General features: G+C 51.5%; 20 protein-coding genes. 4 read left to right on the top strand and 16 right to left on the bottom strand.

Features of this window, described 5'->3' with window-relative positions; all coding sequences use genetic code 11:
- Positions 1 to 9: 9 nt before the first annotated feature.
- From spoIIIAB to H8B09_RS08010, 3 genes are all read right to left on the bottom strand, one after another.
- Positions 10 to 531, bottom strand: a complete 522-nt coding sequence (gene spoIIIAB / locus H8B09_RS08020; RefSeq protein WP_191202998.1) for a stage III sporulation protein SpoIIIAB — start codon at positions 529 to 531, stop codon at positions 10 to 12.
- Positions 521 to 1,585: a stage III sporulation protein AA gene (gene spoIIIAA / locus H8B09_RS08015; RefSeq protein WP_191202997.1), complete on the bottom strand. Its 1,065-nt coding sequence runs from the start codon at positions 1,583 to 1,585 to the stop codon at positions 521 to 523. Before spoIIIAA ends, spoIIIAB begins: the two co-directional genes overlap by 11 nt.
- Before the next feature lie 126 nt (positions 1,586 to 1,711).
- A complete protein-coding gene (locus H8B09_RS08010; RefSeq protein ID WP_191202996.1) occupies positions 1,712 to 1,978 on the bottom strand; it encodes a YqhV family protein in 267 nt (88 codons plus the stop codon).
- A gap of 155 nt (positions 1,979 to 2,133) precedes the next feature.
- Here H8B09_RS08010 and H8B09_RS08005 point away from each other — a divergent pair, with 155 nt between their 5' ends.
- Entirely contained in the window at positions 2,134 to 2,844 is a 711-nt protein-coding gene (locus tag H8B09_RS08005) for a 2-phosphosulfolactate phosphatase (protein WP_191202995.1), read from the top strand.
- A gap of 132 nt (positions 2,845 to 2,976) precedes the next feature.
- Here H8B09_RS08005 and H8B09_RS08000 read toward each other — a convergent pair whose 3' ends face one another.
- Positions 2,977 to 4,788 (bottom strand): glycoside hydrolase family 13 protein, encoded by a 1,812-nt coding sequence (locus tag H8B09_RS08000; RefSeq protein ID WP_191202994.1) that lies wholly within the window; start codon positions 4,786 to 4,788, stop codon positions 2,977 to 2,979.
- Positions 4,789 to 4,940: 152 nt separating this feature from the next.
- On the opposite strand from H8B09_RS08000, the gene H8B09_RS07995 reads away from it, so the two are divergent.
- Positions 4,941 to 5,978: a LacI family DNA-binding transcriptional regulator gene (locus H8B09_RS07995; protein WP_191202993.1), complete on the top strand. Its 1,038-nt coding sequence runs from the start codon at positions 4,941 to 4,943 to the stop codon at positions 5,976 to 5,978.
- Between the two features lie 84 nt (positions 5,979 to 6,062).
- Here the strand turns inward: H8B09_RS07995 and H8B09_RS07990 are convergent, their stop codons facing one another.
- The 7 genes from H8B09_RS07990 to H8B09_RS07960 all read right to left on the bottom strand — a co-directional run bounded on the left by H8B09_RS07990 (position 6,063) and on the right by H8B09_RS07960 (position 17,722).
- Positions 6,063 to 9,239: an alpha-amylase family glycosyl hydrolase gene (locus H8B09_RS07990; protein ID WP_191202992.1), complete on the bottom strand. Its 3,177-nt coding sequence runs from the start codon at positions 9,237 to 9,239 to the stop codon at positions 6,063 to 6,065.
- 55 nt (positions 9,240 to 9,294) lie between these two features.
- On the bottom strand, positions 9,295 to 13,179 hold the full coding sequence (locus H8B09_RS30990) for a carbohydrate binding domain-containing protein (protein ID WP_397376052.1): 3,885 nt from the start codon (positions 13,177 to 13,179) through the stop codon (positions 9,295 to 9,297).
- Positions 13,180 to 13,451: 272 nt separating this feature from the next.
- Positions 13,452 to 14,705: an aspartate kinase gene (locus H8B09_RS07980; protein WP_191202991.1), complete on the bottom strand. Its 1,254-nt coding sequence runs from the start codon at positions 14,703 to 14,705 to the stop codon at positions 13,452 to 13,454.
- A 127-nt stretch (positions 14,706 to 14,832) separates the two neighbouring features.
- Positions 14,833 to 15,390, bottom strand: coding sequence for an elongation factor P (gene efp, locus H8B09_RS07975; protein WP_191202990.1), 558 nt, complete (start codon positions 15,388 to 15,390; stop codon positions 14,833 to 14,835).
- Positions 15,391 to 15,491: 101 nt separating this feature from the next.
- Entirely contained in the window at positions 15,492 to 16,568 is a 1,077-nt protein-coding gene (locus tag H8B09_RS07970; RefSeq protein WP_191202989.1) for a M24 family metallopeptidase, read from the bottom strand.
- A 35-nt stretch (positions 16,569 to 16,603) separates the two neighbouring features.
- Positions 16,604 to 17,044, bottom strand: a complete 441-nt coding sequence (gene aroQ, locus H8B09_RS07965; protein ID WP_191202988.1) for a type II 3-dehydroquinate dehydratase — start codon at positions 17,042 to 17,044, stop codon at positions 16,604 to 16,606.
- A gap of 108 nt (positions 17,045 to 17,152) precedes the next feature.
- On the bottom strand, positions 17,153 to 17,722 hold the full coding sequence (locus tag H8B09_RS07960) for a YqhR family membrane protein (RefSeq protein WP_191202987.1): 570 nt from the start codon (positions 17,720 to 17,722) through the stop codon (positions 17,153 to 17,155).
- A gap of 221 nt (positions 17,723 to 17,943) precedes the next feature.
- On the opposite strand from H8B09_RS07960, the gene H8B09_RS07955 reads away from it, so the two are divergent.
- Together H8B09_RS07955 and H8B09_RS07950 are read left to right on the top strand one after the other, a co-directional pair.
- A complete protein-coding gene (locus tag H8B09_RS07955) occupies positions 17,944 to 18,933 on the top strand; it encodes a DUF1385 domain-containing protein (RefSeq protein WP_191202986.1) in 990 nt (329 codons plus the stop codon).
- Between the two features lie 82 nt (positions 18,934 to 19,015).
- Positions 19,016 to 19,324, top strand: a complete 309-nt coding sequence (locus H8B09_RS07950; RefSeq protein WP_191202985.1) for a hypothetical protein — start codon at positions 19,016 to 19,018, stop codon at positions 19,322 to 19,324.
- A gap of 423 nt (positions 19,325 to 19,747) precedes the next feature.
- On the opposite strand, the gene mntR is transcribed toward H8B09_RS07950, so the two are convergent.
- From mntR to H8B09_RS07925, 5 genes are all read right to left on the bottom strand, one after another.
- On the bottom strand, positions 19,748 to 20,170 hold the full coding sequence (gene mntR, locus H8B09_RS07945; protein WP_191202984.1) for a transcriptional regulator MntR: 423 nt from the start codon (positions 20,168 to 20,170) through the stop codon (positions 19,748 to 19,750).
- Between the two features lie 105 nt (positions 20,171 to 20,275).
- Entirely contained in the window at positions 20,276 to 20,989 is a 714-nt protein-coding gene (locus tag H8B09_RS07940) for a cytochrome c biogenesis CcdA family protein (protein ID WP_191202983.1), read from the bottom strand.
- 43 nt (positions 20,990 to 21,032) lie between these two features.
- Positions 21,033 to 21,842, bottom strand: a complete 810-nt coding sequence (locus H8B09_RS07935; protein ID WP_191202982.1) for a metal ABC transporter permease — start codon at positions 21,840 to 21,842, stop codon at positions 21,033 to 21,035.
- Positions 21,830 to 22,666 carry a metal ABC transporter ATP-binding protein gene (locus H8B09_RS07930; RefSeq protein WP_224753405.1) on the bottom strand — a complete coding sequence of 279 codons (837 nt, stop codon included), beginning with the start codon at positions 22,664 to 22,666 and terminating at the stop codon, positions 21,830 to 21,832. Before H8B09_RS07930 ends, H8B09_RS07935 begins: the two co-directional genes overlap by 13 nt.
- A gap of 28 nt (positions 22,667 to 22,694) precedes the next feature.
- The gene (locus H8B09_RS07925; RefSeq protein WP_191202981.1) at positions 22,695 to 23,654 is read right to left on the bottom strand and encodes a metal ABC transporter solute-binding protein, Zn/Mn family; all 960 of its coding nucleotides are present in this window, start codon (positions 23,652 to 23,654) and stop codon (positions 22,695 to 22,697) included.
- Between the last annotated feature and the right edge of the window lie 259 nt (positions 23,655 to 23,913).

Below are 23,913 nucleotides of genomic sequence, written 5' to 3'. Positions count from 1 at the left end.
GGCACCCCACTAAACCATCAGTATGACGACGAGTGCGGCAAGCAAGAGGCCGAGGCTTCTGCTCATCTTCTCGTACTTTGCTTGATCATCTCTTGCTGCATCTTCCTCTGCTTTCAACTGCACGGCCGCCAGACGCAAATGTTTCAGCTGATCATCCTTGTCGCTCATGCCGAGTATCGAGCCCAGCCGGAGCGTAACCGTCAGTTCCGGTGTGCGCATGGAGGTCGTCGGCCACGCTCTGCGCATGGCGTGATCCCAGCATTCCCGGAACGATCGGCCTTCTCCAGCCGACAGCTCGTCTGCCGCAGCTTGGAATAATCGGCCGACCGGCTGGCCCGCATTCGAAGCGGTATGCTGCAGCGCATCCGGCAGAGGCGTCTGCCCGAATACGATCTCCGTCTCCAACCTCTGCAGCGCGCCAGCAAGCTGGCGTATCTGCTTCGGCCGATCAGCGTATCGTGCTGCTTGCAAGAAGCCGATCAACGTGCCGGCAAACAAGATGAGCGAGGCGCCAATAAGCTTAAGGAGCATGTGAATCACCTGCTCTTGCAGTCACCGTCGGCTCTCGGGGCGATGCCGCGGAATGGCCTGCCGCCCGCGCTGCTGAGCCTGTCGCAATGCTTGCAGCAGCTGCGGCAGCCGATAGATCGACAACCTTGACTGACAAACCGGTTATCGTCCTTCTCAGCACGACGCCGCGTGCGAACGCACCTTCCTGAAGCAGTCGCTTAAGTGCCGGACGAGCAGCCGCTTCCTCCCATTCGCCTGCATGAGCGGTAGCAACGACTGATACCCCGGCTCTTACCGCTTCGCGGATCGCTTCAACATCCTCATCGCGGCCGATTTCATCGACGATGAGCACCTCCGGCGACATGGATCGGATCATCATCATCATTCCTTCCGCCTTCGGGCAAGCATCCATCACGTCTGTGCGAGGCCCTACATCAAATGTCGGAACCCCTCGAACGCAAGCGGCAATCTCCGAGCGTTCATCCACAATTCCAACCTTGCGGCCAGACCAGCCAAGCGCCTGAGGAGACTGCCATCTTCCATAACTGATTGCCCTCGCCAAATCCCGGATATAGGTTGTCTTCCCTTGTCTCGGTGCGCCGATAATGAGCGTCGACGCTATCGTTCGATTACTTCGGTCAATAAGCTGAGGCAGCGACTGTCCTGCGACGCCTGTAACATCTCTAGCAATCCTCACATTAAATCCGCCGATATCTCGTATTCCTCTTACGCGACCCTCTTCCAGTACAGTTCTGCCGGCTAGTCCGATCCGATGGCCGCCTTCTACCGTAATGAAGCCTCGGCGAAGCTCCTCCTCCATGGCATACACGGAGTGGTTCGTCATTCGCTCCAGCAGCTTGCGGCATAACTCGAATGATGGTTTATACGCACCTTCCGGGTTGTCGCTGAGCGATCCGCTGCTCGACACGAATGTAGAAACGCCTAGCGTCCACACTTCAAGCGGCCGATTGTCTCGAATACGTATTTCTTCCAACCCTTCCTGCGCCTTAGCAGGCATTCGGGCAAGCACGGCAGTCAGCTCAGACGGCAGCAAATGCGCAACGCGTTCCAACATACGGCTACACCTCTTACGAATGTTTGTCCTCTTCTCTGTTGTTTCAAGTGTATGTACTAGCCCGAATAATAGAACGCGAATATCGCGTCCTGCGTAGGTTTTATCTATAATTGCGTTCATAGAATGCTATTTTTTGAGAATCCCGATCATTAAGCAGGCTATACCTGCAGTAATCCACAGCATTTTGCCGTACGAGATTTTATCAGCAACCCCAACAAGTCCGATGGCTGTCGTCGAGATCAAGATTAGTGGTCCCACTAACGCCAGCGATGAATTAATGAGCAGCGCCTTGTTCACTTCGTTGAACCGCAGCATGAGCAGTGCTGCGCACAGCTCAAGCGATCCCGAAATGATGCGAAGCGTCGCCATGCTGAGCACGATTTTATCCAGCATCATCCACTCCTCCTTCCCTATTGATTCGCGTTCAAAAAGAAGAACGACCTCTATTGGTACAGCCTATGCGCGCCTGTCCGAATTTAGGCCGGGGCACCAGCCTAGGGCACGCTGCATATATTACCTCCATGACCTTGGAAAGGCGGATTCAAAGCATGCAAGTAGGGGTTATCGCAAGCGTCAATGAAGCGCGGGCGGATCAATTCTCACATCGGACAGCGATCGTCATCGATGTCCTTCGTGCAACGAGTACGATGGTCGCCGCTATGAAGGCAGGCGCAGCAAGCATCGTTCCTGCCGAGACCGTCATGGAGGCACGCGCACTCCTCCGTCCCGGCGACGTGCTAGGCGGCGAGCGGTTCAATCGCAAGATTACAGGCTTTGAGCTCGGCAATTCTCCGCTCGAATATCGCAAAGAGGCAATAGATGGCAAACGTCTCATCCTGACGACAACAAACGGAACGCGCGCCATCATGAAAGCGATGCGGGCAGAGAATATATTGACTGGCGCGATCGTGAACGCCACTGCCTGTGCCAGAGCAGCAATGGAGCTTCGCCGCGACATCGTTCTGCTATGTGCTGGCAGCAATGATGAATTTGCAATTGAGGATGGATTGTGCGCAGGGCTTCTGCTGGATCGGCTGGAGAACCAATGCCAGCATTCCTTCGAAACCGACGATTTCGGAACGGCAATGCTCGCCTTATATCGCAACCGTGCGGATAAACTGCTGGAGACGATCAGCCAGGGATCCGCTGGTCGAAGGCTGATTAAGATGGGGTTTGGCCGCGATGTGGAATGGTGCTCGGTGCCCGATTCCGATGATATTGTTCCACGGCTGAATGGCGATGCTTTGACGAAATGTTAAAAGCGCGATAGCAAAGAAGGCCTTCGACATCACACGTTACGGTAGATGCCGAAGGCCTTCTCTTTTGATAAAATCATATACTCCTTAATAGTCTCTACTTAAGTATGAATCTAGCATAAGCCGTGTCACCTATTATTGAGAAGTGATCAGCACCAAACAACCGAAAGCTGCTGCTGTCGGATGTGATCCAACAGCCGTAATCCATTGTCCATCGGCGGACAGCGTATATCGTTCGCCAGTCAGCCCGTCAACCATCGAACTTTCGCCAAGTCGATCTCGAAGCGGCAATGCCGGAACCGTGTAAGGATGCGTACCATTATTGATGACGACGTATGCCGTTTCACCATCCGTCTGCCGCAGAAATCCGAATGCATTATTCGCCTCATCGGCGAACACGAACCGCATCGATCCGCGGGTAAGCGAGGCATGCTGCTTCCGTAAAGCAATCATCGATCGGAACACTTCGTAGGTAGCAGCATCCCGCCCGTTCTCATCCCAAATCATCGGACGTCTGCAATCCGGATCGGTCCGTCCATCCATGCCAACTTCATCGCCGTAATAGACGACCGGCATGCCAGGCATCGTCATCTGCAGGCAGACCGCAAGCCGCATACGCGCCAAGGCCGTTTCTTGACTGTTCCACCCTCTGCCGCCGTTAAGACAAGCCGTTAGAAAACGTTCCGTGTCATGGCTGCCGAGCAGCTGCATCATCGCGCTGTACGCCTGATCGGTATAGCGCATCTGGAGACTTGTTAGAAGCTCAATGAATGTCTCCGCCCCAATGTTCTGCCGTGCGAAGAAGTCGAGCGCCGCTTCGCGGAACAAGTAGTTCATCACGCCATCGAATTGATCGCCGTGCAGCCAAGGGGAGGCATCGTGCATGAATTCACCGACGAGCAGCTGCTGGTTGTCGATTCCTTTGACCCTTTCGCGCAGCAATTGCCAGAACCGACGGTCTACTTCATTGGCAACGTCCAACCGCCATCCATCAATGCCCGTCTCGCGAATCCAGTATTCCGCAACATCAAGCAAATACCGCGTCACTTCCGGTGTCGATGTGTTCAACTTCGGCATCGTAGCGATGCCATTGCCGAATGTTTCGTAATTCGGTACAGGCTCTTGGGTAACGGGGTATGCGTCAAAATAATACCAGTCGCGATAGGCCGAAGCTTCCCCATTCTTCATGACATCTTGGAAAGCGAACAATTGGTCGCCGCTGTGATTGAACACGGCATCGAGCACAACGCGAATGCCTCGTTCATGCGCTTGCTGCACAAGCTTTTTGAACGTATTAAGGTCACCGAATGTAGGATCAATCTTGTAGTAGTCGGTTGTGTCGTACTTATGATTCGAAGGAGAATCGAAGATTGGGTTTAAGTAAACAGCGTTTACGCCAAGCTGAACCAAGTAATCGAGTCGATCAATAATTCCTTGCAGATCCCCGCCATAACGCGATTGTGGCGTAGGTTTCTCAGGACTATCCCATGGCTGTACATTCGCCGGGTTGATGGACGGGTCGCCATTGCTGAATCGGTCGGGGAAGATTTGATAGAATACAGCATCCTTCGCCCAATCCGGCACGCGTGGAATCTCGTTGCGGCAAAGGTAAGGAAATTGATAGCTGCCTGCCAATTCGCGCTGCGCGAATGTGCCTCTCTCTCCGACCCAGTAGCTGTCGCCACTGTTCATCTGAACCAGAAACAGATAGCGCACCTTCCGTTTCAATGCCGGCAGTACCACCTCATAATAATCGCTGTACCGATCCGAGCCAACCTTCTCCATAACGATCGGAAGCTCCGTACCCGGCGAATCATAACGATCCGCATACAAGGCCTGGCAGGAAGTCGCGCTCCCTCTTCTCACTTTCAATCGAACGTTGAGCCGATACTCATCGAGTGGATACGCATAAGGTGTCTCGCACACATGATAGATGGAACTAGGCATATCGTTTCGAACTCCTTCGCTTTGTAGTAGAATGAAAGCATAAGTGCAGTAATTACATATTCATCACGGTTAGGAAACCGGTTTCCTAACATTAGAATAACACACTCTCTCATTTTGTTCAAAATAAATCAGGAAAGGGTTCGTAATCGGCTATGAGCAAAATTACGATCAACGATATTGCGAAGGCGGCAGGCGTCGCCAAATCGACCGTATCGAAAGTATTGAACGACGCAGCCTCGATCTCCGAGGAGACGAAGCGCAAAGTTCGGGATATTATGAAAGAAATGAACTACACGCCAAGCAGCATTGCTACGCAGCTCGCGAGAAAGAGCAGCTTCAACGTCGGCTTATTGATTGATCTCAGCCGCAAAGACGACTTTCTTAACCATTTCTTCTACGCTATCATCGGCGGAATTGAAAGCGTCATTGGTAAACACCAATATGAGCTCACGATTTGCAACGCGAGCTCAAATCCAGGCGGAGAGAATGAATCACCGGACTTTATGAACCGGCTTGTCCGCAACGGCAAAGTAGACGGCCTCATTATGGATAGCTCGATCTGGTCAGCAGAAACGGAGCGGCTGTTATCCGAGCTGCAATTCCCTTATGTCCTTATCGGCGATGCGCCAGCAGAAGTTACCTATAGTGCCGTTGATATCGATAACGAGAATGGCGGACGGCTGCTTGCACAGCATCTCATCGCACAGGGCTACAAACGAATTGCATTCATATGCGGAGAAGGAGAAGGCGAGCCGCTCTTCGATCGAAGGGTCAGCGGCTGCGCAAACGCATTACGGGAGCATGGATTGGCGCTCGAATCACGCCTCGTATTAGCTGGAACTGCTAACGAGGCGAACGGACGGCTCTTTATGGAGCAGTTGCTTGCGCTTCCAGCCGAGGAACAGCCTGACGCGGTCATTTGCATGAACAACTACACAGCGTTCGGCGCACTTGAAGCGGCGCGAGCAGCAGGGGTTTCCCTGCCATCGCAGCTTGGCATTGCCACTTTCGATGACTATCCGCTTGCTCCATACACGAATCCGCCGCTCACCTGTTTGAAGATGGACACCTTCGAGCTCGGCGTACAAGCCGCGCATATGCTGATGACACGAATCAGTCAGCCCTCTGCTGCGGCTGAACAGCGGCTCATTCCAGCTGCGCTAATAACCCGTGCATCGACAGTAAGGTAGCTCCGCACCCATGCAGCACAAAAAGCCGGTTCGGAAGTCAGATCGCACTGACATCCGAACCGGCTTTTTCATTACCAATCTAGCTTAGATATCCTTCCATTTCGCCACCGTTAGGTTAAGCGTCTGCTGTCCGCCGGCTGTTGTGAACGTTCGGTTCGTAATATCGCTGCCGTTGCCGTTCACTTCAACCGTCTCCCAAGTGCCTCTTGTGAACTTGAACTGGAGAGCCGTACCGGATGCAATCGGAAGTGTAATCGAATACGTTCCATTCGAGTTGCGCGTTAACTTATAGTCGGCCGAAGCTGCGTTCCACGAATTGACCGTACCTGATAAGTACACATCAGCCGTTGCCGGCGTATTCGATGGGACAGTCAGAACAATCGTCAAGCTGTCTGCCTGCGGAACACCCGCAGTAATGACACCGTTCACTAACGTGAAGATACCTGTACCGAAGGAGTAGTTCTGAGAATTGTTGTTGTCCCACGTGCCGCTGCCGTTGTTAAACGCCGCTTTCAATCCATTGGCCGATCCAAGATCGATCGTTGCAACGCTATAACCCGCGTAGGACGATGCCGTCATTGCCAGTCCTGGCGCCGTTGTCCACGTCGTCGTTCCGTTTAAGCTGTAATGAATGTAACGGTTCGTAAAGCTCGTATTCTTGTAGTAAATCGTCACCGAGTTGCTGCTTCCTTGCGGTGTCGTTACCGACAGTGCCGCGCTTGCAGCGGACTTGTTGCCTGCTGCATCATACGCCTTAACAGTATACGAATACGTTGTGTTCGCTGCTGCCGTTTGATCCGTATAGCTAGTTGTTGTCGTCGTTCCTTTCAACACGCCATCGCGATACACCTCATATCCGGTCACGCCGACATTATCCGTTGATGCCGTCCATGTCAGCGGCACCGATGTTGCCGTAACTGTACCTGCTGCAAGTGCAGTTGGAGCCGTCGGCGCTTGCGTATCGACAGTTCCGCCGCTTGGTGCACCAGCCGTAATCGTACCTGCATTAAATGTCCAAGTGCCTACATTGAATTTGTAGTTCAGACTGCCATTGTTGTCCCAAGTTCCGCTGCCGTTATTGAACACCGCTTCCAATTGGACAGCTTCGCCGATATTCACGGTATACTTGTTATAACCTGCAACTTCAGCAGCTGGCATTGCTACGCCAGGTGCCGTAGTCCATGTACCGCCAACTGGGCGGTAATGAATATATGGCGTCGTATAACCTTGCTTATAGTAGACCGTAACGTTGTTGTTCACTGCATCAGGCGTAGTCAGCAAGAGCGCTGCGCTAAGTGCCGATTTGTTGCCTGCTGCATCGTATGCCTTAACGGTATAGGAGTACGACGTCAAAGGCGATACCGTTGCATCGGTATACGAAGTCGTTGCAGACGTACCTTTAAGCACACCATCACGATAGATCTCATAGCCAGTTACTCCGATGTTGTCCGTAGATGCCGTCCACGTAATCGTTGCGGAAGAGCCCGTTACCGTACCTGCCGTTACATTCGTTGGCACCGATGGCGCCACTGTATCCGTTTGTTGAATTTGCAGTGCGTAGATTTTGGCCGAGTTCGCCCCAATCGATACCGTGATTTGTTTGCCCGTTGCGCCGCCGGATTGTACCGTTACCGTGTCGGATGTGTTCAATTGGTTCGTCAGCACCGTGCCGGCTGTAAGCGTGCTTTCCGCACGAAGCGGGATCGTGACCGTCTGCGTACCGGAAGAAGCGTTGCTGAATACGCTAATGACTTCTTGGCCAAGATTCGTGCCCGAATCGATGCGGCGCGAGAAGGCGTACAGATTTTGCGCGGACCACATTTCGCGTTGTTTGCCTGTGCGAAGCGCTGCATAGTTCTGACGAATCTTATTCAGCTTCGCTACGAATTGGTAAGTGTTTGTATTCTCGTTAAAATAGTTCTCAATGACATTGCCGTTGCTGTCGCGCTTCACCATCGACCAGCGATTCCACGTATCGGCGATGCCGCCGCCAATGATCTGGCCATTGCCGTTTCCTTTGTTCTGCTCTGTGCCTTGGAACACGACAGGCAGACCGCGAACGGTGAAGATGAACGCCAGCGCGTTCTGCAATTTGTCTACGCTGCCGCCGGCTTCAGTCAAGAAACGGTTGCGGTCATGGTTGTCAATGAACGTCACCATATGGTTCTCGGAGCCGTTATAACGGTAATCCTGCGCCAGCGTGCTCTTCACATTCGAATCGAACGACTGACCGTAAGCAAAAGAGTTCAGGATCGAGAAGAACATCGGGAAGTCGAGCATTCCCCATTCTGCATTGCTGCCTACCCAACGGGAAACAAACTCTGCATTGCCGTCGAAATTCTCGCCGAATGTATTGACGCCAATGTAGTTCTGCAGTTCGTGCAGAACAGAAGGATTAACAAGTTTAGCAGCATCGACGCGAGCGCCGTCTGCGCCTGTATAATCGAACCAACCTTTGATGGAGTCGAATACGGCTTGCTTAGCCTGCGAATTGTCGAAGTCGATATCGTCAAGTCCGCCGAGGTCATGATTCTCGAGATAATCCTGTGCCCACTGCGTATAGTTGCCATCTGTGAGCGACCAGTTGATATCGCCGTTATGATGGTACCATGACGGGTTGTTGAAAGGCGCCGCCGGCTGAAGCCCTGGTACATCATAGAAGGCATTCGTACCTAGCATGTAGTCGCCAACGTGATTCGGCACGACGTCGATAACGACCTTAATGCCCATGCTGTGAGCCGTATCTACAAGCTCCTTCAGCTTCTCCTTTGTACCGAAGTAAGGATTCGCACTGTTCGGGTCCTTCATATTGTAGCCGTGATAGGCTGTATTTTTGCCCGTGCCATTGTTCTCGCGGTTCGTCATTTGCGGTTCAGCTACTGGCGAGATCCAGATCGCGGTATAGCCCATGTTCTTGATATAAGAAAGCTTATTGATAATGCCCTGCCAGTCACCGCCTTTCATATAACGGAAATCTTCTTCCGACGTTTCGCCGTAACGAATCGCCGCTCCTGTTGCATTGTTGGATGGGTCGCCATCATTGAAACGGTCAACCATGATTTGATAAATCGTATCGTTCTCGTCGAGTCCATTGCCGAGCTTAGCCGCTTCAGCCTTCAAGGCGGACAGCGTCAGCAGTCCGGAGTTGTCGCCAGGTACAGCCACCGGCTGGATTACACCTGTTAAGAGCATAGCTGCGAACAGCAAGAAGAAAGCAATCTTTCTCGTCGTACGGCGTTTTCTGAATATCGCTTTGTGCATGGTCAGATAATCCTCCTATTGGTTAAAAAGATAGATTCGTACGCTTCCGTTCGCATCAAAGGTCTTTCCACTTCTGCACGGTTAATGCCACGTTCGTACTGCCTGACGGTACCGTGTACGACCGATTCGCAATATCCGAGCCGTTCGAGGCAACTTCTACACTCGTCCAAGCGCCCCGCGTGAATTTATACGTCATAGCCGTTCCAGCCGTCAGCGGCAGTGTAATCGAATATTTGCCATCCGTTCCGCGCGTCAGCTTGTAGGCGGGATCAGCAGCATTCCAGTTATTCAAGCTGCTAGACAGATAAACATCAGCCGTTTGCGAGGTATTCGACGGTACCGTTACCGTGAAAGTGACTTGCTGCGTAACTGGTGTCGGAACACCTGATGTAATAGTGCCTCCACTATAAGTCCAGGTGCCGATACCAAAGTTGTAGTTGCTTCCCCCGTTGTTATCCCACGTACCGGAACCGTTATTGAACACTGCCTCAAGGCCAGTCGCTGTGCCGACATCCACCGTTATTTTGAAATAACCCGAAACCTCGGCAGCAGTCATCGCAACCCCTGGAGCAGTCGTCCATGCACCGCCCGTCGGACGATAATGAATATAAGGCGCACTGTAACCCGGCTTGTAGTAAACGGTGACTTTGTTCGTTGCAGGCTGCGGCAGCATGACGCTGACTGACGCGCTTAAAGCCGATTTATTGCCTGCCGCATCGTATGCACGGACCGAGTAAGCGTATGTCCCTCCTGGCGTTCTGCTAGAGTCCGTATAAGAAAGCGATGTCGTCGTTCCGATTGATGTGCCATCACGGAACACTTCATAACCGGTTACGCCAACGTTATCCGTGGATGCTGACCAGCTTAGCGCAACTGAAGTTCCGCTTGCATTAGGGACTGCGGACAGCCCGGCAGGTACGGTCGGCGGTTCTGTCTCCGGCAGAGGCGGCTGCAATGGAGCGCCTGACGTAATCGTTCCGCCGTTGAAGGTCCATGCGCCGAGGCCAAAGTTGTAGTTCTTGCCGCCATTGTTATCCCAAGTGCCTGAGCCATTGTTAAACACGGCTTCAAGACCGCTTGCTGTACCGACATCGACCGTTTTCTTGAAGTAACCCGGCACTTCTGCAGCTGCCATCGCGATGCCTGGAGCGGTCGTCCATGTACCGCCAGATGGTCGGTAATGAATATATGGCGCTGTATAACCAGGCTTGTAATAGACCGTAACTTCATTGCTGGAATTGTTCGTAGCGAACGTGACCGGAACACTCTTCTGCGAGCTGTTGCCGGCTGCGTCGACCGCCTTAATCTGGTACCCATACGAAGTTAATGCCGTCAGTCCTGAATCAATGAAGGTAGTCGCTGTGCTCGTGCCAACCGACGCGCCATCACGATAAATCTCATAATTCTTAACGCCCTTGTTATCGGTCGATGCCGACCAATTCAGCGTAATCGTCGTGCGCGTCTGCGATGGCGACGTCACATTCGCAGGAACCGAAGGTGCTTCCGTGTCAGGTACGATCGGTTTATCCGTCAAGAACGGATAAGTTCCTTGGATCGTTCCGTTCACGTCCTCGACCAGCTTGCCGCCTTCATTCTTGTACGTGCCTGCGCCAACGTAGACCGACTGAATATCGCTCTTCGTAACGTTTCCCTTCGCATCAACTGCCTCGATATAATAATCGACCAGCTGATTGCGGTAGTTGCCTAGATATGTGTAATACAAATCGCCCGTTTCTTGCGCCTTGAGCTTCTGCATCGTTGCCGTCGATGACGCCTGCCATGCGACGCCGTTCATATCAGGCTTCAGATCACGATGGTTCATATCATAGGTGACCCAATCGCTGACCTTGGCCGGATCGATATTAGGAACGCCTGCTGAAGCGAGCTGAACCGGATTGTACACACGGAACGTGTTGTCGGATGCATCAGCCGATGCATCGCGATGCGTACGCACCTTAACTTTAATATCCGAGATTCCGCTAACGTCGTAAGCGTAAGTATAAATCGCGAAGTTGTTGTCAAAATATTGCGCTGTCCAGCCCTCCGACTTATCCTTGTTCACGCTGCCTGGATTGTATGGCCAGCGCTGCGGCCACCAGACCGAAGGTCCAGTCGCATCCTTCGCAAGCTGCTGGGATACGAACGGCTTCGAGAAGTACAGCGATTGATTGAACGAAAGCGTAGGCTTGACGGAATCATCCACATTCTCGTCATAGTAGCCAAATCCGGAATCCATCGCTGGAATAAGGAAGTACCAAGCAAGCTCCGCCGGATTAGCGCCTCCCTTATAGTCGTTAGAGGCATCGCCTTTGACTGGGAAAGACATCATCCAAGGATTCAGTTGATTGCCTGTTGGCGCAACCTGACGATCAAGCGTCGTTGTCGGCTGCCAATAGTTCGGATGATCGGTGAGCCAGATCTGCTCGGCTGTCTGCGCATAGTTAAGCGCAGCTTGCAGCAGGGCGAAGTTGCGTTCCAGATAGTGATAGCCGTATTCGAAGCTGACGGTCATCCCTTCTGTCTCGCCATTGATGTTCTTCTTCGGCTCGTAATTCGTACCTTTGGCCGCATTGAAATCAGCGAATTGCCCTTTCCAAATGCCGAACGGCAGCTTCCAGTGATGCCACTGCGGGTCAGATGACGAATCTCTCGTATCGATCCATGAGCCATCCTGTACGTGAACAACATCACTTGACGCAGGCGTATTGTTGACCAGGTACTCATCGATGCCCATTGCCGTTACACCGGAATCACGGTATGTGACGTTGCCTGCATTCCGCCACGTCTCTTCCGAGCCCGCGCGTCCGCTGGAGTTGTCGCCATCATGCGCAACAACGAAGAACTGCTTCTGAGAAGTGAGCCCTTCGAACGACTTCAAATCTTTCGCCGTAACTTGACCTTGGTAGCCTTCTTCCCACGACTCGGCCTGTGCAACAGGTACGCCAACGATTTTGGACTCTGTGCCTGTCGTTGGATTCACGTACTTCACCCAATGCGGCGTCGAGGCGAACGGGAACTTGTTGCGTACGACTTGCTGTTCATTGAACATCGGCTGCGATACCCACGAGCCTACACTGCTCGTATTCTGCAGATCCGCACGGTTCGGCGGCGATACCATCGTGTCTACGCCCGGGTCGTTCAAGTAAGGGTAGTCCTTCAACGTCCGCGAGAAGTGGTTATTGCCAATGACGGACCATTGAATGCCCAGCTTCTCCAACACCGGAATGATCCGCTCCGAGAAGCCTAGCTCCGTCGGGAAGTATCCTTTAGACGACTGGAACGAGCTGCCCATGAAGTACGGTTGAGCTAATGTCACGTTCTGATAGATCAGATCCTTCAGCATGTACTCGTTGCCGACTAACGGACCCATCGAATGGTGACCGGTAAAATGGATCAAATCCAGCGTCCGCTTATTGTTGACGGTACGCAATGTGTCGTAGGCAGATTTCCATGGCGTTCCCCATGACGGATTGGAGTAAGCCGCTATGCCGCCATGCGTGACAAGATCATTGATGTTGTTCACAAGAGCGCCTGACATCGTCACCTGCATTTGGCCTTGCGGGAAGTTCTGCTTGATCGATTGCGCTACACTCCATGGCCATGTTAAGTAAGCGCCTGTCTTCGCGTAATGCGAGTAGTAACTGACAAGATCATCGTGCGGCATGACATTGCCATTCGGGAGGTAGTACGGATAATTGGCCGGTGGACTCTGCTTAAGCTCAATGACCTGGCCATCGTACATGTAACGGATCGGAGACCCTACTGCAGCCGATGAATAGCCGGTCGTATCGTAGTACGGCCAGAAGTTCGGCATATGGTTGTGATACACATGTGTTGCTGCAATTTCTGCGCTAGCTGTAGATGCAAAGGCTTGTGCAAACGATTGCACAACCAGCAATAAAAAAAGCCCGATCGTAATGTTCGTTCTTCTGGGAACCAACCTGCTCGACTTGGACTTCATGCGCGAAGTAATTATACTCACCCCACATTCATAAATTAAACGCTTTCATTGTTGCGAACTACGATCAATCCTTAATTGCTACAACTCCCCTCCTTCAATCTGAATAATACTGCTGCTTGTTGGGAAACCGGTTTCACAAGTAGAGATTAGCATGTCATTCCATCTTCCGTCAATAGCTAATAAGACCGACAAGCAAAAAAAAAGATACAGCTCCGTAATTATACGGGACTGTATCCTCTAATAAGTTCGTATTAACGACGATCTTGCGGACCGCCAACGAATACTTGCTCTGCCGTGTCCAGGCCATAAGCCGTGTGCAGGGAGCGCACAACATCGTTCAGGAGATCTGCTGCGATTACGCAAGAGCATTTGATCTCGGATGTGCTAACCATCTTGATGCTGACGCCCAGCTTCGAGATCGCTTCGAACATCTTAGCTGCTACTCCTGGATTGCTGACCATACCAGCGCCAACGATCGAAACTTTGACCAGGTTCGTCTCGGAAGTCGTCTCGCGGAAAGGCACTTCGCTGCGGATTCCTTCGATGACTTGAATTGCGCGGTCGCTATCGCTGCTCGACAGCGTGAACGAGAAGTCTGCTTTGCCTTCTTGTACACCACTCTGTACAATAATGTCCACATCGATACCGTTGTCAGCGAGCTCTCCGAACACTTTCGCCAGTACGCCCGGTACGTCTTCCACGCCCAAAATGCTAATTCTCGCCACGTTCTTATCAAAGGCAATACCGCTAACGACTACGCCTTGCTCCATGACTGCTTCCTCCTTCACCGTCGTTCCTTCATTCTCGTTAAAGCTGGAACGTACGACCAGCTTTACATTGTTATGCTTCGCATACTCAACCGCGCGCGGGTGAAGAACCGCAGCACCGAGGTGAGCAAGCTCAAGCATTTCATCATACGAAATCGAGTCCAGCTTGCGTGCGCACTTAACGACACGTGGATCCGTCGAATAAACGCCGTCAACGTCTGTGAAGATTTCGCATACATCCGCATTGATCGCAGCCGCAAGCGCCACAGCCGTCGTATCCGAACCGCCGCGCCCAAGCGTTGTGATCTCGCCTTCCTCTGTCATCCCTTGGAAGCCTGCAACGATAACAATGTTGCCTTCATCCAGCGAGTTGAAAATCCGGTTAGGCTTAATGTCAGAAATACGTGCCTTCGCGTGCACGGCTTCCGTCACAATGCCCGCTTGCCAGCCCGTGTACGAAACTGCTTGAGACCCTAGCTGATGTATCGTCATCGACAAGAGTGCGACTGAGATCTGCTCTCCCGTCGTCAGAAGCATATCCATTTCACGTGCAGGCGGATTCGGGTTCAGCTGTTTAGATTGATCGATCAGATCATCCGTCGTGTCACCCATTGCAGAGACAACAACAACAACACGGTTGCCCGCTTCCTTCGTTTTAATAATCCGCTTCGCTACTCTTTGCATTCGTTCCGTTGATCCGACGGAGCTACCGCCGAACTTCATAACAATCAACGACAAAGCTGTTCACTCCCAACCTTGGCATTAGCATACAAGTCAATATTATAGCACAAACTTTGTCGATTCGGGTACTGGTACCTACAAAAAAAGCGGCCCGGCTTGTCCGGACCGCCTCATCTTGCTCGTTCTATGCGCGGGAGATGTATTTGCCATCGCGCGTGTCGATCAGCAATACATCGCCTTCGTTGATGAACATTGGAACTTGTACGCTGTGGCCCGTTTCAACTTTCGCAGCTTTCGTTGCGTTCGTTGCCGTGTTGCCTTTTACGCCTGGCTCCGTCTCGATAACTTTGAGATCAACGCTCGTAGGCATCGTGATACCAATGATTTCACCTTGGTAGCTAGCGATGTTAACGTTCATGTTCTCTTTAAGGAAGTTGAGTTCCCACTCCAGTTGTTTCTTCTCGAGGTTGAATTGGTCATACGTTTCATTGTCCATGAACGTATATTCCGTACCGGAGTTGTACAGGTATTGTACTTCGCGGTTCTCGATGATTGCACGGCCGATCGTCTCGCCAGCACGGAACGTTCTTTCAACCGTGTTGCCGTTACGAAGGTTTTTCAGTTTGGAGCGTACGAATGCCGCACCTTTACCTGGTTTAACGTGTTGGAATTCGAGAACCGTGAAGATATCGCCTTCCACTTCAACAGTAAGGCCTGTTTTGAAATCGTTAACTGAGATCACAGCTTATGTCCCTCCTAATAATGTACAAAGCATGAAGCCTGCATCGGCGACCGCTTGCAACGGATAAAGCCCTCTATCTTCTTGGGATCGAGTCCGCCGCGCTATGCGCGAAGCTCGATCAGTTCCTTCGTCGAAGAGGTTAATATTTTAATCCCGGTGTCCGTGATGACGATGTCGTCCTCTATCCGAACACCCCCGAAACCGGGGATGTAGATGCCGGGCTCGACCGTAACGATCATGCCGGGGGTTAAAATCGAATCGCTGAGCTTCGATAAGCGCGGCATCTCATGAATCTCCAGTCCAATCCCATGACCGAGACTGTGGCCAAAATTGTCGCCGTAGCCGTATCTAGCTATAATGTCACGCGACAGCGCATCTGCTTCGCGTCCGCTCATGCCAGGACGAATGTTCGCAAGCGCATGCAGCTGTGCTTCAAGCACAATGTTGTAAATTTCACGGTGACGCTCGGATGCCGTGCCGACAACAACAGTTCGTGTGATGTCAGAGCAGTAACCTTTATAATAAGCGCCAAAATCAAGCTTCACGAACTCATTCGTACCAACAATACGCTCACTCGCAACGCCATGGGGCAATGCCGAACGTTCGCCTGATGCGACGATCGTCTCGAATGATGGTCCTGAAGCACCACCCTTACGCATGAACGTCTCCATCTCCAGCGCGATTTCGAGCTCGGAAAGTCCTGGACGAATGATCCCCAGCGCGAACTGGAACGTCTTGTCCGCCAGCTCTGCAGCTTCTTGTACAATCGCGATCTCTGCCTCATCCTTGATCAGGCGTAAGCCTTCCACAATGCCTGAGACAGGCTCCAGCTCAATGGAACCTAACTGCTCTGTCCATGCTGCGAACTCAGCGTATGTAACATGATCCTGCTCGAACGCCAGCTTCGCAATCTTCTTCGATTCCAGCAAATCACGTACCGTAACAATCGGTTTCGCGGCGTGCTCAATCAATTCGAAATCCGGTGCCTGGTCCGCTGCTTGCGTCATATAGCGAAAGTCAGTGAGAAGCCAGCTGTCTTGTGCTGTAATGAGCAGCATGCCTGATGATCCTGTAAAGCCGCTTACATACTTGCGGTTGTGCGAATAGGTGATCAACAGAGCCTCACGGCCCATCTGCGACAGTTGGTCGCGTAATCGATCTAATCTTGCATTGGTCATCGATTATTCCTCCCCGCACCTTGCTAACTTACTGTTTATCCGCGTTCCAAATGCGCGGCGAGCGCACGCAGGCCAAGCAGATAGCTGTCTGCGCCGAATCCCGCGATCTGGCCTACAGCGATCGGTGCAATGACCGAGTGATGCCGGAACGCTTCACGCTTATGAATGTTCGACAGATGCACTTCGACAACCGGCAGCGCCACCGTGCTGAGCGCATCGCGCAATGCATAGCTGTAATGCGTCCATGCACCTGGATTAATGAGAATGCCGTCGGCATGGCCGAAAGCCTCATGAATACGATCGATCACTGCGCCTTCATGGTTCGATTGAAAAAATTCAATCGCGAGACCAAGCTCCTCGCCCAATTGACGAACGCGTTCTTCGATTGCGGCGAGCGTGTCCGAGCCGTAAATACCTGGCTCTCGAATGCCCAGCATGTTCAAGTTAGGGCCGTTAAGTACGATAATAGTGCGCATGCTGATCCTCCTTGCGGCGACTGCCGCTCTCTTCGGAGCAAAAGTCCAATAGCCATTTTACCACAAGCCTCCGCCGTTTGAGAAGAGTTTCCTGCATGCGCAGCTGTATCAGGTCGGTTTAGGCATTTTGAAAGCGAATGGCTCCCTCGACGCTTCATCCGTAAACTCGAATGCAATGGTGTAGCCGATAAACAGCCCCCACAACAGAAAAACACATAATTCCGTAAGGAGCGTATTCCAGCCGATCATGGTCAGCTTCTGAGTGAAACCTAGACTTGGCCCCAGAAAGCCGAAGATCACAATCCACCATAGAAAACCGTATACGACACCCATGTGAGGTCCGCGAATCTTGCCGAATAAGGCAAAATAAAGCAGCGCAGCAATGATGCTGAACACGATAAAGACGCCTATGCCAACTGCATAGCCCCACCCCGTCTTCAAGAAAGACAATTTGAAGAACGGATCCGCCAACAAGCCAGGCGTAAGCTTCGTGAACTTCAGCCAATAAGCGACGCCTCGCAGCGTGTCCCAAATCAATCCGGCGAAAAATCCAAGCGATAGGCAAAACGTAAGCGGGTTCGTGTGCCCCTCTGTATCACTGCCGTTGTGGGAGCTATTACTGCCGCTTCCATTCGTACGCGTGTCTCTTGTACTCCACACTTTCGCATGTTTATTCATTGATGCACGTCCCCCCTAGTGCTTAATCAGCGCAGCCTTATTGCAGAAGCTGTACAAATTTTGCAGATTGTGCAGGTTATCGTATCTAGTATGGCATGAACCGACTAACGATAACCGCATACATCAGGTGGCAAACGTCTATTCAATCAAGTACAATAGAAATATAGCCGCAAAACCGCTCTCATGCGTCATGCGCATCTCATAAGGAAGGTGAATCCCTCTTGCCGCAATCGAACAGCATATATGGCGGGCAAGCCGTTATTGAAGGCGTTATGTTCGCGGGCAAACATGTGAATGTAACTGCCGTCCGCCGTAAAAATGAAGAAATCATTTATTATGAGGTCCCCCGTACGACCAAAAGATGGATTCAACCACTGAAAAAAATACCGCTTGTACGCGGTGTTGTCGGTATTTTGGAATCGAGCGCCAAGGGATCCCAGCATTTGAACTTCTCGGTTGAGGCCTACGCCGAGGACGAATTGGCCGATGGCAAATCGGATGCGGAAGTTACGTCTGCAAGCATTGCAGCCAAGGCCGAGCAGCCGAAGAAATCGGGGCTTAGCATGACTGCGATATTCGGTGTCGCGATCGCGGGCATTATCTCGTTCGTAGTCGGCAAAGCCGTTTTCACTCTTGTGCCAGCTTTAGTTGAACAAATGCTATTTGGACAATCATTCAAGAATATAATATTACACAACCTGATTGAAGGACTTATCAAGATCATTTTCCTGCTCGTCTACCTGTACGCCATCTCCTTGACGCCAATCGTCAAACGGCTGTTCCAGTACCATGGCGCCGAACACAAAGTGATCAGCGCCTATGAGGCGGGCGTCGAGCTGACGGTGAAGAATGTACAGCGCTTCACAAGGCTGCATTACCGGTGCGGAAGCAGCTTTATCGTATTCTCCGTTCTTGTTGGCGTCATTGTTTACTCCTTCTTCACATGGGATTCGCTGTGGGAACGCATCTACCTGCGTCTTCTGCTGCTGCCGGTCGTACTTGGTGTTTCGTATGAAGTGCTTCGCTTCACGAATGCGCTCCGTGACATTCCGGTGCTGCGATTCCTAGGCTATCCTGGCCTGTGGCTGCAGAAGCTGACGACGAAAGAACCGAATGACGATCAAGTCGCTGTATCCATCGCTTCGTTCAACCGGATGCGCGAGATCGACCGTCAGATGGAACAAGGGGACAAAGCTGTCGCCGTCTCTTAAGGCTCAGCGCGTTCCTAATACTCAATCGACAACCTCGTAAATACGTATAGGTACGGAACAATCGGCAGAGAGGGTGGGGAAAATGGTACGGCGAAACAAGGATCAAATATGGGGAATCGTCGTAGCGGCATTGGTATTGCTTGGGCTCGCTCAGATTATGAGGTCGGGGGTATGGACATCATTTGTCCTGCCTGCGGTCATACTGGGCGGAATATTGTTGCTGTACTTATACCCGCCCGGCCGAGCCCGCGGGTATCGCGCAAGCCATCCTAAGCCGAAGTCTTCTTCGCGAACACCGCGCAATAACGCGAAGCCTCGCTCTCGGAAGCCTGCTCCATTCAAGGTGATTGAAGGCGGCAAGGACGACGATCAGTATCCGCGATACCACTGATCAATGGGGGCTCCGCCCCTTCCACCCCGTTAAGGAAATTCAACAAATCAAAGGCTATCTATTCGTCTAAAGATTAAAACCAATTTCTCTACCCACCTAAATCCTCCCTGCAAGGGAGGACCCCCGGGGACTCCCGTCCCCGGGACCCCGGAAGGGGTCGGTGGATAGACAGCAACGCGGATTATAGACTGCGTGGTGTGGGTCGCGTGCCCTGTTGGGGCACAGCTTTCGTTCGAGCGTTGAAATGTGTGGAAAAAGCGTTGCTGAGCAGCGCTTTTTTCTTTTGTACAGATAAGAAACTGATTAAGATCAATCAACGAATGAGTTATAATGTGCCAAGATTAAACAAAGCCTATGGCCAAATCAAAAAGGCTGCTCCTGCGCTTGATGCGCTTCGAAGCAGCCTTTCGTTGTGTGCGATACTCACTCATTGTCCAATTGGTTGCGGATTGCGCGAAGCTCCTCGAGTCTTGAGCCATCGTGCTTGAAATATTCGACGAGCGTCTCGATGCAAGTAATCGAATCCCAGCTTAGGTGATGCTCGATCCCTTCTACGTCGCGATATATGTTCTCTTCCTGTACACCAATTATTTCTAGGAATGATTCCAACAGTTGATGCCTGTCCACCAGCCTCTTGCCCATCTTCTTGCCTTTGTTAGTCAAGATTAGCCCGCGGTACTTCTCATAAATCAAATAGTTGTCCTTATCAAGCTTCTGGATCATCTTCGTCACAGAGGACGGATGAACCTCGAGACCTTCGGCAATATCGGAAACTCTCGCATAGCCTTTCTCATCGATCAGCTTATAAATCCGCTCCAAGTAGTCTTCCATGCTCGGTGTCGGCACTGGAGAACCCCCTAACTCCCAATGTGCACCTTGTTCTTCGGCGCTGCTCCTAGTATCATACAACGTTCGTCACGCGACTGCAACCGACGAGGGTCTCCTCATCGGTTAGAACTTCAGCCACTCCGGCGTCAGCATATTGAGCCAAATCGTAATTTTGGTCATGCGGTCTGTAAACAAAAGAATACCCATCAGCAGCATGATAGCGCCGCCGATTTTCATCAGCTTATCCGAATAACGGAGTATCCATCTCGTCGACCCGATGAAAAATGCGAGTGCGAAGAAAGGAATCGCGAAGCCAAGCGCATACGCTGTTGTCATCTGAAACCATGTCCCTGGCGACGAGGCAGCAAGCGCTAGTATAGCCGTTAACACCGGTCCCATACATGGCGACCAGCCGGCTGCAAAACCGAACCCGAATACAAAGGCGCCGAAATAACCAGGCTTTTTCAATCTCAAGTGCATTTTGCGATCCTTCATTAACGCCTGGGGCTGGAATATGCCAAGCAGGAATAATCCCATCAGAATGATCAGAATCGCAGATAACTGTCGAATTAACGACGAATATTCGCTGAAGAAATCAGCGAATCGGTTCGTGCCGTATCCAAGCGTATAGTAGACAACCGAGAAGCCAAGAACGAAGAACAACGTATGTGTCATCGTCCGCCATCTAACGTCGGCAGGCTTCTCGCTAGATTTCAGTTCCGTTACCGATACACCGGTTATGTAAGACAAATAGGACGGATATAAAGGCAAGCAGCAAGGCGAAATGAAAGATGCAATCCCGCCGATAAACGCAATTCCAATGTTAACGTCCGCCAACTAGAACCACTCCTGTCTAATGATGCCCGATCGACGCCGCCCGTCATCCACTAATGCGGAAACGGACGCGTCCGATGAGCAAAAGCAGCAAAATAACGATTAGAAGCAGTACGATTGTCCCTCCGGGAGCTAGGTTCCAAACACCTGCAATAAGCAATCCGGCAATGACTGCCACCTCTGCAACGATTACGACGGTAAAAACCGACTGTCTGAAGCTCCGCGCGGCAACCAGGCTGCACGCTGCCGGAATCGTTAGAAGCGCAGACACGAGCAGCGCACCCACGATCTTAATCGAAGCGCTAATGACCAGTGCCGTCAGCACACTCATCATCAAATTATAATAGCGAACGGGTAAACCGTTAACCGCCGCTGCTTCCTCATCGAAGGTAAGCAGGAACAGTTCCTTCACATGCAGTCGCAGCAGGATAAGTACGACGGCAGTAACAACGCCAATAACGATCAAATCCGTATCGTTCAGCGTGTAGATGCTTCCGAACATGTAGCTCGTGACCGTCATATTAAACCCTTTGCCTAATGTGAATAGCAAGGAAGCGAGCGCAACGCCGCCGGACATAATGATTGCGATCGACAGCTCTGCGTAGGTCTTATAAGCTTTGCGCAGTTTCTCAATCGCGAAGGACGCCGCCAGGGCGAAAACAAGGCCAACCGCAATCGGATAAACGCCGATCAGAAAACCAAGCGCAACGCCGGCAATGGAGACGTGCGCGAGCGTGTCACCGATCATTGACAGTCTGCGCAGCACGAGAAACAGTCCAAGCAGCGGCGCAGTGACACCAATCAGCAAACCGCCGATCAATGCACGCTGAAAAAATTCACTCGTTAAGATGTCCAAGGTGTCACGCCTTCTTTCTCTCTCTCAAGCACTTGTCTTAAGCCGTTCAAGCTGTGCGAAATGTTCGTCTCTCCGCAGTCTTCAACATCATGCGAATGGCGAACATAGAACTTCAGCTTGCCGCATTCGCGTGCTGGCTTGTCCCCCAGATATCCGCGAATCATATCCATGTCATGCGACACCATCAGGAACGTCATCCGATGATGCTGATGCATATGCTTGATCAAGTGAAAGAAGCCGGCTTGCGTCTCGATATCGATACCGACCGTCGGCTCATCAAGGATGAGCAGTTCTGGATTATTAATAAGTGCTCTCGCCAGAAAAACACGCTGCTGTTGACCGCCCGACAGCTGGCCGATCTTCTTCAGTGCGAGATCCTCGATATTCATCGCATGCATCGCTTCATCTGCTTTGATCTGATCCGCCTTGGTCAACCGCTTAAACAGCTTGTGACGGCCGTAGAGACCCGATAAGACGACTTCGCGCACGGTCGCAGGGAACAGCGGATTGAACGAGTTCTTCTGCGGCACATAGCCGATACGATGCCAATCCTTGAACTGCGACGCCGGTGTGCCGAATAGTGATATGGAGCCGGACTCTGGCTTCAGCAATCCGACGATCATGCGAAGCAGTGTTGTCTTGCCTGCGCCGTTACTCCCGATCAAACCAACGAAATCACGCTGCTGTACAGAGAAAGATACCTTATCCATGACTTGCTGCGATTGGTATGAGAATGCAACATCCTGAAGCGTAATAATATCGGCATGGCAGGCAGCGGAGCTTGGCTTCGTCTCCTGCCGTTCCATCACGTAAGGTTCGGGCATAGTTACCCTCCTTCCATCTTCCTTCTAGCTATTGTAATGCCTTCAGCAGGTTTTGCAAATTCGATTCCATAATAGTAACATAATTGTCACCATTCTTCTGCTGTTTGTCCGTCAGTCCCTCGACTGGATTCAGCACAAGCGTATCCACATCTGCCTCATTAGCCAGCGTTTCCGCAAGTGTGCCCGATACAAGCTCCTCGAAGAATATATATTTCACATCATTTTCTTTCACGAATTTCGCAAGTTTGAGCAAATCCTGCGCGCGCGGTTCAGCGTCCGGTGACAGTCCCATAATCGATTGTTCATGCAGTCCATAGTCACGAGCAAGATAACCAAATGCTTGGTGAGAAACAACGATATCATGCTTCTTCACAGCGCCTAGCTCCCGCGTATATTGCTCATCAAGCGTCTTGAGCTGTTCGGCGACTTTCTCGTAGTTTGCTCTAAACTGTTCCTCATGCGCTGCATCGGCCTTGATCAGCATTTGCTTCACGTTGTCGGCCATCACAAGCATTGACTTCGGACTTACCCATGTATGAGGATCTACATCCAGATCGCCATGATCATGGTCTTCATGCGCCTCTTCACTGTCAGCATCCAGCAGCGAGATGCCATCACTCATTGCGCCAGTCATCAACTGCGAACCTTTAGGAAGACCTTCTAAGAAATCGTCAATCCATCCTTCCAGACCTGCGCCGTTATAGAGCAGCAGCTGCGCATTTGCAGCGGTATCCAAATCCCGGCTCTTCGGACTCCAATCGTGTGGTTCAACGCCAGTCGGAATAAGATTGATGACATTCGCATAATCTCCACCAATCTCGCTAGCCAAATAATAGAGTGGATAAAAGCTCGTAACGACATTCGTCTTATCTGCCGACAACTTCGAAGATGCTGAACTACCACAGCCGGATAATAGTAATGCTATTGCTGCAATCATAATAAGTGCGTATCGGGGTTTCTTCCAAACTCGTTTCAGTGAAGCATTCATATTCTATCGATCTCCATTTCGTCACCCGGTTGCGAGCTTAATCGTAATCGTAATGATAACTATTACGAGAGTCATTATACGGGAGCCTAGAACAGCGTGTCAATGCCTAATCGTAGAGATTACGAAAAAGAATCTTTTGAGTTTATAAACACACAATCTCGCAGCGCACGCTCAGGATCGATCTATTACCACTATGGGAACATTAAGCTTAATCTATTCAATATGAACCAAATTACAGCACCAAATCGTATACGTTCGT

The sequence above is a fragment of the Paenibacillus terricola genome, from assembly GCF_014779765.1.
Taxonomy (GTDB): domain Bacteria; phylum Bacillota; class Bacilli; order Paenibacillales; family Paenibacillaceae; genus Paenibacillus_T; species Paenibacillus_T terricola.
Note: the sequence above shows the minus strand (reverse complement) of the source record. Positions and strands in the feature narration are given on the sequence as shown.